The sequence below is a fragment of the Peribacillus sp. NPDC096447 genome (genome assembly GCF_044762725.1).
GTDB lineage: Bacteria > Bacillota > Bacilli > Bacillales > DSM-1321 > Peribacillus.
Genome location: NZ_JBIWEV010000003.1, coordinates 288,961 through 303,230, shown reverse-complemented (window position 1 = coordinate 303,230; position 14,270 = coordinate 288,961). Strand labels below are relative to the sequence as shown.

Annotated in this window: 15 protein-coding genes and 2 riboswitches; of the genes, 10 read left to right on the top strand and 5 right to left on the bottom strand. The window is 41.8% G+C overall.

Annotated elements, in window-relative coordinates; all coding sequences use genetic code 11:
- The first annotated feature begins 28 nt into the window (after positions 1–28).
- The 5 genes from ACIQZD_RS12735 to ACIQZD_RS12715 all read left to right on the top strand — a co-directional run bounded on the left by ACIQZD_RS12735 (position 29) and on the right by ACIQZD_RS12715 (position 6,167).
- The gene (locus ACIQZD_RS12735; RefSeq protein WP_402902854.1) at positions 29–934 is read left to right on the top strand and encodes a LysR family transcriptional regulator; all 906 of its coding nucleotides are present in this window, start codon (positions 29–31) and stop codon (positions 932–934) included.
- Between the two features lie 168 nt (positions 935–1,102).
- Positions 1,103–2,275 carry an acyl-CoA dehydrogenase family protein gene (locus tag ACIQZD_RS12730; RefSeq protein WP_402902851.1) on the top strand — a complete coding sequence of 391 codons (1,173 nt, stop codon included), beginning with the start codon at positions 1,103–1,105 and terminating at the stop codon, positions 2,273–2,275.
- 26 nt (positions 2,276–2,301) lie between these two features.
- Positions 2,302–3,876, top strand: a complete 1,575-nt coding sequence (locus ACIQZD_RS12725) for a class I adenylate-forming enzyme family protein (RefSeq protein WP_402902848.1) — start codon at positions 2,302–2,304, stop codon at positions 3,874–3,876.
- A gap of 465 nt (positions 3,877–4,341) precedes the next feature.
- A complete protein-coding gene (locus tag ACIQZD_RS12720; protein ID WP_402902845.1) occupies positions 4,342–5,769 on the top strand; it encodes an alanine/glycine:cation symporter family protein in 1,428 nt (475 codons plus the stop codon).
- Between the two features lie 179 nt (positions 5,770–5,948).
- The gene (locus ACIQZD_RS12715; protein ID WP_137018441.1) at positions 5,949–6,167 is read left to right on the top strand and encodes a YozQ family protein; all 219 of its coding nucleotides are present in this window, start codon (positions 5,949–5,951) and stop codon (positions 6,165–6,167) included.
- A 104-nt stretch (positions 6,168–6,271) separates the two neighbouring features.
- On the opposite strand, the gene ACIQZD_RS12710 is transcribed toward ACIQZD_RS12715, so the two are convergent.
- The 5 genes from ACIQZD_RS12710 to ACIQZD_RS12690 form a co-directional block, all read right to left on the bottom strand.
- On the bottom strand, positions 6,272–7,117 hold the full coding sequence (locus ACIQZD_RS12710; protein WP_402902841.1) for an energy-coupling factor ABC transporter ATP-binding protein: 846 nt from the start codon (positions 7,115–7,117) through the stop codon (positions 6,272–6,274).
- Positions 7,118–7,135: 18 nt separating this feature from the next.
- Complete coding sequence (cbiQ, locus tag ACIQZD_RS12705; RefSeq protein ID WP_137023627.1) at positions 7,136–7,912, bottom strand: cobalt ECF transporter T component CbiQ; 777 nt, start codon at positions 7,910–7,912, stop codon at positions 7,136–7,138.
- On the bottom strand, positions 7,899–8,210 hold the full coding sequence (locus ACIQZD_RS12700; RefSeq protein ID WP_402902837.1) for an energy-coupling factor ABC transporter substrate-binding protein: 312 nt from the start codon (positions 8,208–8,210) through the stop codon (positions 7,899–7,901). Before ACIQZD_RS12700 ends, cbiQ begins: the two co-directional genes overlap by 14 nt.
- 1 nt (position 8,211) lies before the next feature.
- A complete protein-coding gene (locus ACIQZD_RS12695) occupies positions 8,212–8,955 on the bottom strand; it encodes an energy-coupling factor ABC transporter permease (protein ID WP_402902834.1) in 744 nt (247 codons plus the stop codon).
- A gap of 34 nt (positions 8,956–8,989) precedes the next feature.
- Positions 8,990–9,148: a hypothetical protein gene (locus ACIQZD_RS12690; RefSeq protein WP_336862461.1), complete on the bottom strand. Its 159-nt coding sequence runs from the start codon at positions 9,146–9,148 to the stop codon at positions 8,990–8,992.
- Positions 9,132–9,327, bottom strand: a riboswitch (cobalamin riboswitch). It overlaps the preceding gene by 17 nt.
- Positions 9,328–9,528: 201 nt before the next feature.
- Positions 9,529–9,718, top strand: a riboswitch (cobalamin riboswitch).
- A 150-nt stretch (positions 9,719–9,868) separates the two neighbouring features.
- On the opposite strand from ACIQZD_RS12690, the gene ACIQZD_RS12685 reads away from it, so the two are divergent.
- The 5 genes from ACIQZD_RS12685 to ACIQZD_RS12665 are packed head-to-tail and all read left to right on the top strand — an operon-like array spanning position 9,869 to position 14,267.
- Entirely contained in the window at positions 9,869–10,237 is a 369-nt protein-coding gene (locus ACIQZD_RS12685) for a (2Fe-2S) ferredoxin domain-containing protein (RefSeq protein WP_402902830.1), read from the top strand.
- Positions 10,238–10,251: 14 nt separating this feature from the next.
- Entirely contained in the window at positions 10,252–11,889 is a 1,638-nt protein-coding gene (cobJ, locus tag ACIQZD_RS12680; RefSeq protein ID WP_101221873.1) for a precorrin-3B C(17)-methyltransferase, read from the top strand.
- Positions 11,890–11,907: 18 nt separating this feature from the next.
- On the top strand, positions 11,908–12,840 hold the full coding sequence (locus ACIQZD_RS12675; RefSeq protein ID WP_402902826.1) for a sirohydrochlorin chelatase: 933 nt from the start codon (positions 11,908–11,910) through the stop codon (positions 12,838–12,840).
- Positions 12,837–13,607, top strand: coding sequence for a precorrin-6A reductase (cobK, locus tag ACIQZD_RS12670; protein WP_402902823.1), 771 nt, complete (start codon positions 12,837–12,839; stop codon positions 13,605–13,607). Before ACIQZD_RS12675 ends, cobK begins: the two co-directional genes overlap by 4 nt.
- A gap of 12 nt (positions 13,608–13,619) precedes the next feature.
- Complete coding sequence (locus ACIQZD_RS12665) at positions 13,620–14,267, top strand: precorrin-8X methylmutase (RefSeq protein ID WP_034312499.1); 648 nt, start codon at positions 13,620–13,622, stop codon at positions 14,265–14,267.
- Positions 14,268–14,270: the final 3 nt, after the last annotated feature.

Genomic DNA, 14,270 nt, shown 5'->3' with positions numbered 1-14,270 from the left:
TAGTAATAGGCTAGAAGGAGAATGAATCATGAATATTGAACAATTGGAATATATCATTAAGGTAGCCGAGGTTAACTCGATCTCCACGGCTTCAGAAAGCCTCCATATCTCCCAATCTGGAATCAGTATGGCCATTACGAGTTTGGAGAAGGAATTAGGTATAAAAATCTTCAAGCGGTCAAGGTTAGGAACCATACCTACAGAAGACGGAAAGGAAATCATCCAGAAAGCTCTTGAAGTATTAAGCAAATTGGAAGAAATAAGAGACAGTGCCCAAATACATTCAGATACGATGGAAAAAGAGTTACGCCTATCATCAACACAAGGTTTATTTCTGACGGTTTTGCCTAAATCCTTGGCCTTATTTAAGAAGAAGTATCCCGAGGTGAAAATTGTCATTGAAGAAAAAGGGGGACAAGAGATAACCGAAGAAGTACTGAATGGTAAGATAGACATCGGGCTATTGAATATCCCAAAGATTAAATCAAAAGAAATCGAGCTGGAATTCCAACCCTTGATGGAAGCTAAAGTGATAGTGATGGTCAGTAAGAACTCCCCTTTAGTGAACCGTAAAAGCATAACCCCAAAAGAGCTAATGGACCAAAATTTGGTCATTTACAATGGACCAAGAATGAAGTCGTTCATTAAAGGTTTTTTTGATCATTACGGTGAGATGAATATTTTGTTTTTCACAAATAATACAGAGATCATCAAAAAAACCGTCGCTGAGGGATTAGCGATTGCCTTTTCTTATGATATTGGAGTTAACAGCGACCCCTATTTCCTGAGCGGGGAACTTGTGGCCATACCTTTGGTGGAGCTGGAAAATAATACAATGGAATTCGGTTACGTCCGCTCTAAGAAGCAGTATTTTTCAAAAGCTGCCAGGGAGTTTATTAAATGTCTCGATTTCTATACTACTCTTAAATATTAGTTTCCTAGGATGATAGGGAACTAATATTTTTTTATTTACATCAATATTTTTTATATTTATATCATATATCCTTATTTTACTTAAATATTATTTACATTTAAAATTAATATTATAACATTTTAAATAATTAAAAAGTTCAAAAAAAATAAAAACCGAAAGGGGACACTTATGGTAACGACCCAGGAAGAGAAATTAGAGGTACTTCAAACAAAGTTGCAGGATTTCATCCAAAATGAATTGCTTCCATATGAACAGGAGCATGGATTGAACGCTGAAGAGGATATCCCGATGGAAGCTATACAATGGGCAAGGAAACGATCCAGGGAATTGGGGTTTTACGGAATTAACCTCCCTGAAACTTTTGGCGGACAAAATGTTAGCTTAAAAGGCTTATGCATGTTCAAGGAAGAATTGGCCCGTTCCGGAGCGGTTTTATGGGGACAGGTTATTGGCGAGATTGGCGGGCCGCTAAGAATTGGTCAGATGTTGGAAAGTTTTACACCGGAGCAAATAGAAAAATATGTGATGCCCGTTGTGACGGGAGAAGCGAGCTGCTGCTTTGCCCTTACAGAACCAAATGCCGGATCGGATGCCTTTGCTATCGAAACAACAGCCGTGAAAGACGGAAATGATTATATATTAAACGGAAAAAAACATTTTATCAGTGCTGCCCCCTATGCTGATTTCGCCATTGTCATAGCGAAAGAATCTCAGAATGGAGAAAAAGAAAGAATCACTGCTTTTCTAGTTGATAAAAAAACACCCCAACATCCGGGGTTTGAACTAGGAGCCATTCAAGTTCCCCTATCAGGAGAACGCATACATGCTGAATTGAATTTCAATCAATGTCGAGTGCCTGCCGCCAATATAATCGGAGAACCAGGAAAAGGGTTGCTGCTCGGATTGAAAAGAATAAACACAAATCGCGCTTCCCATGCAGCCGGCTTTATCGGAATGGCTCAACACCTTCTCGATTTATCTATTGAACATGCCAAAACGCGAGTCCAACATGGCCGGCCCATCGGTGACTTCCAGGCAATTCAGCATATGCTCGCAGATATGGCAACTGAAATCTATGCAGCAAAGTGCATGGTCTATGATGTGGTTGAAAAAATTGATCAAGGAAATGATGATCGAGCCGGCACGTCCATGGCTAAGCTGTTTGCTTCAGAAGTAAATTGCCGTGTGGCTGACAAGGCTGTCCAAATCTTTGGCTCCAAAGGCTTGGTAAAAGGGCATCCAGTAGAAAAAATGTACAGGAGTGCTCGGATGTATCGTATTCTGAGCGGAACCTCAGAAATTCAAAAAAATACAATTGCCAAAGCATTATTAAAAGGGTAAAACCTTTTTCGAGGGAGGAAATATACATGCTGCACAAGATGACATTTCAGTCACTGTTGAATAAAGGAATGAAACGATTCGGCGAACTGCCGGCTATTACCTTGTTGCCAAACGGTGAAACGGTAACCTACGACGAGTTATGGAGGAAAACAGAACTTATCACTTCTTATCTACTTCGTTTAGGTGCAGGAAGGGGTGTCCGCATAGCGACCATCATTCCAAACAGTTTAGAAAGTGTGATGTTTGGTTTGGCCATCCAGCAATGTGGAGCCACCTTGGTGCCATTAAGTGAAAAACTGGGGAAACGAGAAATACAATTCATTTTAAAGGAAGCAAAACCAGAAGTGGTCATAATAGCTACACAGACTCACTTTGACACCTTCTTTGAGTATTTGGAAGAAATGAAGAAGGAAGATGTCCATGTCATTGCGCTCCCAGGTTTTCATATTAATTATCCGGAGGAGTTTGAACTGTTTCAATGGCCCGGCGAAATAAATAATCTAGACTTGCCATTAGCTGAGGAGGAAGACATTGCCCTTCTGTCATATACAGGCGGGACAACGGGCACACCCAAAGGCGTCATGCATTCCCAGAAAGGACTCGGCGCCGCCATGCTTTCTGCAGCTATCGAAGACCCGCTGGACGACCGTGACCGGGTATTGCTAAGTACGCCCATTGTGCATTCAGCCGGTTCATTACTTTGGAGATCCCTTGTTTCGGGCGTCCATGTCTATGTGATGGGCTCATTTGACGCTGCAGCCTTCATACAGGCGATAAAGGAACATAAAATCACGACGACATTCATGGTACCGACCATGTTATACAGGCTCCTTGATCAGACAAAGAAGATGGAATATGATATGAGCTCCATGCGCAATATCTTCTACGGCGCGTCACCAATTTCTCAAAAGCGCCTTAAAGAAGCTTTTGAAGTATTCGGGCCTATCATGCGCCAGCAATACGGCATGACTGAATGCAATATAGTCATTGCCAGACTATCGAAGAGCGCTCATGTATGGGCTTATCATAACAATTCGGAAATTTTGAAAAGCTGTGGGAAACCGTGCATTCTTACCGAAGTTCGACTGATTGATGAAGATGGAAATGATGTAAAACCAACCGAGCTTGGAGAAATTATCGTAAAATCACCAGCCATGATGGTAGGCTATTATCAAAGACCGGATCTTACCCAAGAATACATCCGTGATGGCTGGTTCTACACGGGGGATATTGGCAAATGGGATGAAAGCGGTTACCTTTATATTGTGGATAGGAAGAAAGATATGATCATTACGGGCGGGATGAACGTATATTCTTCAGAAGTGGAGCGGGTGGTGAACCAGCACCCTGCTGTTGCATTAAGTGCTTGCATAGGTGTTCCCCATCCAGATTGGGGAGAAATAGTGTGTATAGTGGTATCACTGCGAGAAGGATCGAACTGTACGAGTGAGGAATTAATTGATTTCTGCAAACAAAGAACCTCTAAGTATATGGTTCCTAAAGTAGCCTATTTTCTTGATAAGTTCCCATTGACTCCGATTGGAAAAATTGATAAGAAAGAATTACGAAAGATGTTTGCACAAGGTATTCTAACCATCTAGTAGAGGCAGAACAAGGATATCATAATACCTAATTTTAACATTGAGACCTACAGCAAACCAGAATATAAGATAGAGCAGAGGAATGCAAAAAAGCCTCACACGTTAACCTGAAATCAGGACGTGTGAGGCTTTTTTTGCATTATATCTCTAGGTGTTTTTTTAAAATAGTAAGGATACCAATGGAATTTATTTTCGTTTTGAACGAACGTTAATGATGTGAGGAAGAAACATTATTATCTATAGGTAATAATACTGAAATATTATATTAATCGATTGATTCCATCAATTCATGAATGAAAAAAATTGTTTGTTAGGATATAATATATTATTGTATTGGAGATTGATTCTGGAATTTCCTTTTTTTATGGGCTTCATTTGTTTATTTCCCCGATGTATTGGGAAATAAATTATAGTTGTATATGTTTTTATAATAATAATTAGAGTTAAGTAGAGGGGTTTGGTTTAATGGAGATGTTAGAAAAATTTATTAGTGAGACAAATGATGTGTTATGGTCTTCCATATTGATCATCATGTTGATTGGATTGGGACTTTATTTTTCCGTCCGCACGAAGTTTGTCCAATTCAGAATGGTAGGGGAAATGTTCCGGCTTTTGGGAGAAGGGGCCTCTGCGGATAAAAAAGGTGTAACATCCTTTCAGGCATTTTGCATAAGCACTGCATCACGGGTAGGAACGGGTAACCTTGCAGGTGTTGCCATCGCAATCACGATGGGCGGACCTGGAGCTGTTTTCTGGATGTGGTTAATAGCACTGATCGGGTCTGCTTCCGCATTCATTGAAAGTACACTTGCCCAAATCTATAAGGTCAAGGATGGGGATGCATTCCGCGGCGGTCCTGCGTATTATATGGAAAAAGCATTGAATGCCCGTTGGATGGGCATCACATTCGCTGTGTTGATTTCGCTTACATTTGGACTAGCGTTCAACTCGGTACAAGCCAATACGATTACGAGCGCATTCAACGAATCATTTGGGATTGAAAAGTGGGTTACTGCAATCATCTTGGCTATCGTCACGGCTGTCATCATTTTTGGCGGAATCAAAATGGTTGCAAAGGTCTCTGAAGTCATCGTCCCGATTATGGCAGGAGCCTATGTTATAGTGGCGTTGATTATAATCATCATAAACATTACCGAGTTACCGAGTGTCATTGCTTTGATTTTTGAAAGTGCATTCGATGGTATTAAAGAAGTGGCTGGCGGAGTTTTGGGAGCTGCCATGATGCAGGGAATCAAGCGCGGCCTATTTTCAAATGAAGCAGGTATGGGTAGTGCACCTAATGCTGGTGCGACGGCTGATGTCAGCCATCCTGTCAAACAAGGACTCATTCAGTCTCTAGGTGTTTTTGTCGATACGCTCATCATTTGCAGTTCTACTGCCTTCATCATACTGTTTTCAGGTCTTTATACATCGAAGGAAACGGATGGGATCGTCCTTACCCAAAATGCCCTAGGAACGGCATTGGGATCTTGGGCCGGTATTTTCCTTGCCATTATTGTATTGTTATTCGCCTTTAGTTCCATTGTGGGCAACTATTATTATGGAGAGTCGAACATTGGCTTCATCAATGAAAATAAGGTTTGGTTAAACATCTATCGGGTTGCAGTCGTAGGGATGGTGATATTCGGTTCGCTTGCCTCACTGGATTTTGTTTGGGGACTGGCTGACTTGCTGATGGCCCTTATGGCCATTATCAACCTGATCGCCATAGCTTTACTTGGAAAGATTGCTTTTGCTGCACTGGCGGATTATCAAAGGCAAAAGAAAAGTGGGAAAAATCCTGTCTTCCATGTGAACAATATTAAAGGTTTGAAGAATGTGGAATGTTGGGGTGACCCATCCGATAATATGGATGTGAAGAAGGAGGGCTAAGCTCTCATTAAGCTTACATGTTAAGTCCTTGAAAGGGGATTTTACTTGTAAGCTTTTTTTTGCCTTTTTCCTCCTTTTTTAACATTATTGAATATTGCTTCGTTTTTTACACAAAATACCTTTGTCTTTAGTGATTTTATCAAAATGTTTGGACAATTTAAAAACTAGGAGTGAAAAAAATGGATAGCAAGCAGTCAAAAAATGAATCTTCAGAAGTTGCCGGAAGAATATATGATGTCAGCGATTATAAACGGGAAGATCCATTATCCTCTGGACTGGCCAGAACTCACGAACAAGTCTCCGATACTTATGCGGAAGGCGAAATAAAGGCAGTCATTGATGATGTAAACGGAAGAGATATTGAAATTGCAAAAGAAAGATCTAAAGAAGAAAGGTAATAAAAATTGTTTTTTTTAGGAACAAGAATTATCGCCTGCTATTTTATAGATATATCGGTTAGTTCCCCTAGCTTCTGATTAAACAAGAGCTAGGGGAAACATAATTAATAAATTCTTTCTGTCTCCAACTTTTGAAGCAATTCTTCCTTCGTTCTTGGGAAAAAGTCCCTTTCTGCAGGGTTCCTTGATTGAAGAAGGGCTTGAAACATTTCAAAAACCCACGGTTTCTCCAGATGTGCCTGCAGCAAAACGTCTTCATCATGGAAAACGGAAATAGGGTCCCCTTGGTATATGACCTTACCATCGTTCATGACAACGACTTCATCAGCCCATTGATAAGCCAAATTAACATCATGAGTTGATAGGATAATCGTTTTCTCAGGGGCGTGGATACTGTCCAGCAGAGCCATGATCTGTCTTGAGAAATAAGGATCCAATCCAGCGGTAGGCTCGTCCAAGAGCCAGACATCGGGTTCCATGGCGAGTATTCCCGCAATGGCGACACGTTTTTTTTGCCCAAGGCTCAAAAAATGGGTAGGTCTGTCTTTCAGTTCCGTTACTTCCGTTTGGGCCATTGCCCAATTTACTTTCTCCTGGACCTTAATTCTATCCCATCCTAAATTCATCGGTCCAAACGATATATCCTGTTGTACATTAGCGGAAAAGAGCTGCGAGTCGGGATCTTGAAAAACGATCCCGACTTGCTTTCGTAATGATAATAATGATTTACGGTCATATTTCATTTTCTTGCCCTTAAATCTGATTGTTCCTGCTGTAGGTTGTAAAAGACCATTTAAATGGAGGAAAAAAGTCGATTTACCGGCACCATTATTGCCTAATAATGCAATTTTTTTACCATGTTTAATCGTTAGCGACAGATCGTTTAAAGCGAACGTTCCATCTGCGAATTGATGGGTGAGGCCATCTATATGAAAAATATGCTCGTCCATTGTTGGGTTGCCTCCAATTTACAAATATCCATTAATAAAGATTAAGCTTCCTAATATTGCAATCGCGATCAGCCAATTGCGTGAGGAATAGGTGTAAGTATCCTCGATATAGGAAAGATTCTCCTGATAGCCTCTTGCGTTCATGGCCATCGTCAATTGTCCAGAGCGCTGCAATACTCCTAAAAATAAAGACGAGATTAGTAATCCGAGAGATCGTATGCCTTTCCTTAATGAAACATACCCCAGCCGTGAAGCTTGTGCTTGGTGAATGGCCAAAGCTGTATCTAAAAAAATAAAGATGAAGCGATAGGTCAATTCTATTAAATCGATCAATAAGGAAGGCACTTTAAATTTTCGCAGCACAGATAGGATGACGGTAATGGGTGTAGTTAAGGTAAGGAAATATAAACAGCTGATGCTGCCTAATACGACAGTGATCAAATTGGCCACTGTACCGACGCTGTCATCGCTGATGAATATTTGCCAGTTCCCGACCTTCCAGGACCACCATATATTCGATATCGATGTAAATTTACTTGTGAAAGAAAAAAGGATGGTAATTGTTCCCGATAGTATAAAAAATCCTGGCAATAGAAGTAATTTCAGATAATAGGAAAGCGGGATTTTTGCCGCAAAAATGATTAAAGCGCTCATCACCGTAAAAGTGATGAGCGAAACGGCCATATCCCTTACCGTTAACGAAAACAGCAAAAGGGAAAGTGCAAAAACCATCTTTTCCAACGGATGTACATCCTTTAGCCCATTGAAATAGGCATATTTATCAATGAGTAACATGCTTCGATTTTTCTTCCAATTCTTGTTTGGTTTGCTTATTCCTTTGTCTCATCACGCCAATGAAATATCCAATGAAACCGGCTCCGATTGCAGCTTGAAGCGCAAATAATAAGCTTTCGGTTTCTGCACCTGGCGGCTCCCAAATACTGTTGAACCATGGCTTGTATTCCGGATGGATCTTAGTGATGGCTTCCTCAGCTTCGCCATCGGCACCGCCAAATTCCGTTCCTTGTTGGGTGATTAACGGTATGGTTGCAAGAATGACAACCAGGAAAAGCAGCAGTAGACTTTTTTTCATATTAACGGGCCTCCTTAGATAAAACTCGCAGCAATTTCAATTCACCTAGATTGTATTTTTTCAAGAAATTCATCACGACGACTGTCAAAAACCCCTCACTGATTGCCAAGGGAATTTGGGTCAGGGCAAAAATCCCTGCAAATTTACTGAAAGAGGCCATGAATCCTCCTACCTCGGATGGAAACGCAAGAGCAAGTTGAACGGAAGTGACCACATAGGTTCCTAAATCTCCAAAAGCAGCTGCCAAGAAAACGGCAAGTGAAAAAGACCACCCCAATTTAGTTGCGCCCTTGAAGACAAAGTAAGCAATGAACGGTCCGCAAACGGCCATGGAAAATGCATTGGCCCCTAATGTCGTCAATCCTCCGTGAGCCAGTAAAACAGCTTGAAATAACAGAACGATGGAGCCAACGACACTCATGGCCAATGGTCCGAATAATATGGAACCCAAACCAACTCCGGTAGGGTGTGAAGAACTTCCCGTAACGGAAGGAATCTTTAGGGCAGATAAAATAAATACAAATGCGCCCGATAGGCCAAGTATCATTTTTGTTTCTGGGTTTTCCCTTACTTTGGACCTAATGGACCGGTAACCCAAGATTAAAAATGGAAACGTCACGGCCCACCAGAATATAGCCCATTCAATGGGTAAAAAGCCCTCCATGATATGCATGGCCATTGCCCGGTTCGGGACAAAAAGCAGTAAGATGACAAAATAAATAATTTTCCAATTGGTTCTTTTCATTCTTTCTCCTTTCAACACTTTTAAATTTTTCTGATCAATCTTGAGAAGAAAAGCGGCGCCCAACATAAAAAGCACTTCTCTCAAAGGAAAGAAGTGCGTAATGAACAGGAATTTTGCAGCATGAACCAACCATGGGCCATTCTGCCTGATCCGCACGCCCATCCTCGTAGGCTGAAACAGTTTCACGCTTCATGGCAGGTCTCCTGGCTTTGGTTCATCATCCGATTACATCCTTCCCATCTCATTTGACAGTGGATTAAAGTTAAAGTAATAGGACTTCCCTTTACAGTGGCGGGACCGCTCCGGATTTTCACCGGCTTCCCTTTTAAGCTGAATTCCGAGAAATTCAACACCATGAAACTTATGTAATTATTTTGAAAATTCTCGTATAGTGTACCATAAAGAAATAATTCCAGCTACACTATCTTTTTTTTTAGGGACGAAGTTTGTTGCAAGGAAAGGATTTTAACTGGTTTTACACTTTTAAACTTTTCTAAACAGTCGGAATAAACTATTGAATTTTGATAAAGTTGTTATATGATAGATTAAGTTAGTTAGAATGTATAATAAAACCAAATATTTCATTTTAAAAGTGCCCTTGTGTTAATAAGCAAGGGATAATAGGGAAATCGGTGATAATCCGATGCAGCCCCCGCTACTGTAAACGCTGATGAAATTGTCGATAGCCACTGGCATGATGCCGGGAAGGGACAAAGTAAAATGAAGCGTAAGCCAGGAAACCTGCTTTTAAAATTGCATGATACTTTTCGGAGGGAAAGGTAGAAGGACTATGACGATTTTGGGAGATTTGGCATGTTTGCCTTTGGCTCCTCATCATATAGTTTTTTTAAAACCTTGACTCTAATGTTAAGGTTTTTTATTTTGCCTTTTCCCTGAACTCAGGAGGAAGAAGATGACTACTTGGAACTTGACGGGTACAAATACGCATCTGTTGATTTGTAATGGGAGCAGCTGCATGAAAAAGGGCGGGGAAGAAGTAACCCAAGCGATTCGCGATGAAATTACTTCAAAAGGACTGGATCTGAAAATCCATACAACCAGGACACGCTGTAACGGAAGATGTAAGGATGCCTGCGTTGTGATTGCCTATCCCCAAGGAAACTGGTATCGAGTGGAAACGCCTGATTTCGGTCGGCAGATCGTCAGTAATATCGCTGATGGTGAGTTTGTTCCACAGATGGTCTATCAATTCTATGATGGGGAAATGACCCCTAATCCAGATTTTCCTGCTCATACGGGTATTTCAAAGAACAAAGCGTAAAAGGAGATGTCTTAATGAGTACAAACGGTAAATTATTCGTCGTGGGCTTTGGGCCCGGGAATTTTGAACACATTACCAAACGTGCCGTCGAAGCCCTTCAAGAAAGTGACTACATCATTGGTTATAAAACTTATGTTGAACTCATTCAGGGATTGCTTACAGATCAAACGATCATTAGTACGGGGATGACTGAAGAGGTATCACGTGCACAGGAAGCAGTGAAACAAGCGGAGCTGGGAAAGAAAGTGGCGGTGATTTCCAGTGGGGATGCCGGAGTTTACGGGATGGCAGGGTTGGTTTATGAAGTATTGATTGAGAAAGGCTGGAAAGAAGAAACTGGAGTGGGCATTGAAGTCATTCCTGGCATTTCTGCAATCAACTCATGTGCGTCTTTACTTGGGGCACCAGTCATGCACGATTCGTGTACGATCAGCCTCAGTGATCATTTAACTCCTTGGGAACTGATCGCTAAAAGGGTTGAAGCAGCTGCAATGGCAGACTTTGTCATTGCACTTTATAATCCGCGCAGCGGCAGGCGGACCCGGCAAATTGTTGAAACACAGAAAATTCTCCTTCGCTACCGCTCGCCGGATACACCTGTCGGGTTGGTGAAAAGTGCTTATCGCGATAGGCAGGATATTGTCATAACCAATTTGCAGGATATGTTGAATCACGATATTGGAATGTTGACCACCGTCATTATCGGTAATTCATCCACCTTTTTATATGATGACAAAATCATCACACCAAGAGGCTATCAGAGAAAATATACTTTGAATTCGGAAAAGCAAACATTGAAGCCGCATCAGCGACTGCAAAAAGAAGCGGAACCGTGGGCATTAGATCAAGAAGCCTTAACAGAGTCCGCTGGAGGAGTTGGATTACTTACAAAAGCACCAGAAAAGAAGCCGGCTTCCTTTGAAATGGCAATGGAGGCCCTGTCAAGAGTCAAGGGTCAAACCGTTAAGCAATCCATTCAGCCGATTGTTCAGCAAAAAATGGAGTCGGTATTCGAACTTGCCGTTAGTCCAGGTGTGGCGAATAAACAATTCACTCCCAAACAAATGATGACACTTGCGGAAGTTGTCGGGGAAAAGGGAACGATGGAATACACGCCAAATCATAAAATCGTCTTAAAGATTCCGACAACGGATCCGGAAGTCATTACGGGGAAATTACAATCAGCAAACTTTCTTTTGTCGCCGATTGGAGATGTACTGACATTAAAAGCCTGTGATTTCTGTGATGGTGAAAAAGCGGAATCCATTCCTTATGCGGATGAAATACACCGGGTGCTTGGCGGAATGAAAATGCCCAAGGAACTGAACATCGGTTTTAATGGGTGTGGGATGGCTTGTTATAGTGCTGTGATGGATGATATCGGGATTGTCTTCCGAAAAGGGAAGTTCGACTTATTTCTTGGAGCAAAACCGGTTGGAAGAACAGCCCATCCGGGTCAGCCGGTTGCGGAAGGCATTGAACCGGAACAGCTTGTTGAACTGATCACGGACATCGTCGGGGAGTATAAGCAAAATGCCCATCCAAATGAGCGGCTTTTTAAATACTTCAAACGTTCGAAAAAGATACAGAATTTTTCTTATCAGGACATCGCTCCCAAAATAAACATAGAGCCTGCGCCTTGTGAAGATTAATCAAGAGGGGGAAAGTAAATGAAAGCAGTTTTGTTCGTAGGACACGGAAGCCGGTTGGCTTCGGGAAATGATGAAGTCCGTCATTTTATTGAAAATATGATTCCGGCAATGGACGAGCGTTTCCTAGTTGAAACGTGCTTCTTGGAATTTGCGGCACCGAATATATCCAAAGGCATTGATAATTGTGTAAAACGAGGGGCTACTGAAGTTATCGTCATACCGATCATTTTGTTGCATGCAGGACATTCGAAATTACATATACCGGCTGAAATAGAGGATGGGAAAACCAAGTATCCAGAAGTGAAATTCACATATGGCCAAACGATCGGGGTCCACCATGATGTATTGACGATCCTGACAGACCGTCTTGAGGAGGCGGGATTCGATACGACCTCTGAACATTCTGAGACAGCGATATTGCTAATTGGCCGAGGTGGAAGTGATGCTGATGCAAATAGTGATATATATAAAATTTCACGATTATTATGGGAAAAATTAAACGTTAAATGGGTCGAAACAGCCTTCATGGGTGTAACGGACCCGCACGTTGATGAAGGTATTGAACGATGCATCCGATTAGGGGCAAAAAAAATAGTGATGCTGCCATATTTCCTCTTCACTGGGGTGTTGATGGAAAGAATGGAGGATATGCTGAAAGGCTATCAAGAGCAATATCATGATCGAGATTTCATTTTGGCAAAGTATTTTGGATATCATCCAACATTACAGAACATTCTGCAAGAACGAGTAATTGAAGCCAGTGAAGGCAGGTCAAGCGGGGCGCGTGATCTGGAAAACTATCGTAAACATGTCGAGGAACATGGACATGCTCACCATCATCACCATCACGACCACGATCACGATCACGATCACGACCATGATCATCACCACGATCATCACCACGATCATCACCACGATCATGATGGGCAAGTGGTGGGGACATCAAAATGATTTTGTTCTTAGCGGGTACAAGTGATGCAAGGGAATTAGCGATTGAGATGCAGCAGGTGGGATTCAAGGTGTTGGCAACTGTTGTAACCGAATCGGCGGCTAAGAGTTTGCAAGATGCTGGGATATCCACCCAGATTGGCCGATTAACTGCAGAAGATATGACATCTTTAATCACTGCAAAAGGTTTTCACGCTGTAGTCGATGCAAGTCACCCATTTGCCGAAGAAGCATCCAAAAACGCCCTTAACGGAGCAAAGGCAGCAAATGTTCCTTATATTCGTTATGAGCGTGAAAGTCAACGGTTTCAGAATGATAAATTGATAGTTGTCCGTGATTATGAGGAAGCTGCCAAGCTTGCCGCTGCAAAACGGGGAGTCATCATGCTCACGACCGGAAGTAAAACACTATCCGTGTTCGCAAAAGAATTGGTAGGGCTCGAGAATACCAGAGTCATAGCGAGAATGCTGCCACGCATGGACAATATGGAAAAATGTGCACAGCTGGGCATCGAACAAAAAAATATCGTTGCGATTCAAGGGCCGTTTTCCAAAGAATTAAATAAAGCTCTATATGAACAATATGGGGTCACATTGATGATAACGAAAGAAAGCGGCAAGGTCGGTGCGGTTGATGAGAAATTGGAAGCCGCGTTGGAATGTGGAATTGAGACGATCATGATATCTCGACCGGATGTTGACTATCAGAATGTTCATTCCAGTTTTGAACATGTCATTGCCGAGTTGAATAATCAGTTAAATGAAAAATAGGAGGAATGCAAGATGGATTTTAAAACGGATTTTAAACCACTAACGGTAGACCCTGACAAAATATATGATTATAGCTTTTCAATCATTGCTGAAGAAATGGGCAATCATGATTTTTCTGAAGATGAATGGAAGATCGTCCGCCGGGTCATTCATGCTTCAGCGGATTTTGAATTGGGAAGAAGTGTCATCATCCATCCAAATGCCATTCAAGCTGGTGTGGAAGCAATTCGCAAAGGCAGACATGTCATTGCGGATGTTCAAATGATCGAGAGCGGTACAGGCAAAAAACGATTTCAAAAACATGGCGGGGACGTCCATTGCTATATTTCAGATCCGGATGTGATGGTCGAGGCAAAACGTTTGAATACGACAAGGGCGATCATTTCGATGCAAAAAGCGGTAAAGGAAAATGAAGGGGGCATTTATGCGATTGGCAATGCACCTACCGCTTTACTTGAGCTCATTCGACTTATTAAAGAAGGGATTGCAAAACCGGACTTAATCATTGGAATGCCTGTTGGGTTTGTTTCTGCAGCAGAATCGAAAGAGGAACTGGCTAAGATCACAGAAGTGCCATTCATTACGAATATTGGCCGAAAAGGTGGAAGTACTGTCACTGTTGCAGCATTGAACGCGATTTCCCTTTTAGCTGATAGTTAAAAA

What these genes read in the sequence shown, in the direction of transcription:
- ACIQZD_RS12735 (WP_402902854.1), top strand. Translation starts at nt 29, where the DNA reads ATGAATATTGAACAATTGGAATATATCATTAAGGTAGCCGAGGTTAAC.
- ACIQZD_RS12730 (WP_402902851.1), top strand. Translation starts at nt 1,103, where the DNA reads ATGGTAACGACCCAGGAAGAGAAATTAGAGGTACTTCAAACAAAGTTG.
- ACIQZD_RS12725 (WP_402902848.1), top strand. Translation starts at nt 2,302, where the DNA reads ATGCTGCACAAGATGACATTTCAGTCACTGTTGAATAAAGGAATGAAA.
- ACIQZD_RS12720 (WP_402902845.1), top strand. Translation starts at nt 4,342, where the DNA reads ATGGAGATGTTAGAAAAATTTATTAGTGAGACAAATGATGTGTTATGG.
- ACIQZD_RS12715 (WP_137018441.1), top strand. Translation starts at nt 5,949, where the DNA reads ATGGATAGCAAGCAGTCAAAAAATGAATCTTCAGAAGTTGCCGGAAGA.
- ACIQZD_RS12710 (WP_402902841.1), bottom strand. Translation starts at nt 7,117, where the DNA reads ATGGACGAGCATATTTTTCATATAGATGGCCTCACCCATCAATTCGCA.
- cbiQ (WP_137023627.1), bottom strand. Translation starts at nt 7,912, where the DNA reads ATGTTACTCATTGATAAATATGCCTATTTCAATGGGCTAAAGGATGTA.
- ACIQZD_RS12700 (WP_402902837.1), bottom strand. Translation starts at nt 8,210, where the DNA reads ATGAAAAAAAGTCTACTGCTGCTTTTCCTGGTTGTCATTCTTGCAACC.
- ACIQZD_RS12695 (WP_402902834.1), bottom strand. Translation starts at nt 8,955, where the DNA reads ATGAAAAGAACCAATTGGAAAATTATTTATTTTGTCATCTTACTGCTT.
- ACIQZD_RS12690 (WP_336862461.1), bottom strand. Translation starts at nt 9,148, where the DNA reads ATGAAGCGTGAAACTGTTTCAGCCTACGAGGATGGGCGTGCGGATCAG.
- ACIQZD_RS12685 (WP_402902830.1), top strand. Translation starts at nt 9,869, where the DNA reads ATGACTACTTGGAACTTGACGGGTACAAATACGCATCTGTTGATTTGT.
- cobJ (WP_101221873.1), top strand. Translation starts at nt 10,252, where the DNA reads ATGAGTACAAACGGTAAATTATTCGTCGTGGGCTTTGGGCCCGGGAAT.
- ACIQZD_RS12675 (WP_402902826.1), top strand. Translation starts at nt 11,908, where the DNA reads ATGAAAGCAGTTTTGTTCGTAGGACACGGAAGCCGGTTGGCTTCGGGA.
- cobK (WP_402902823.1), top strand. Translation starts at nt 12,837, where the DNA reads ATGATTTTGTTCTTAGCGGGTACAAGTGATGCAAGGGAATTAGCGATT.
- ACIQZD_RS12665 (WP_034312499.1), top strand. Translation starts at nt 13,620, where the DNA reads ATGGATTTTAAAACGGATTTTAAACCACTAACGGTAGACCCTGACAAA.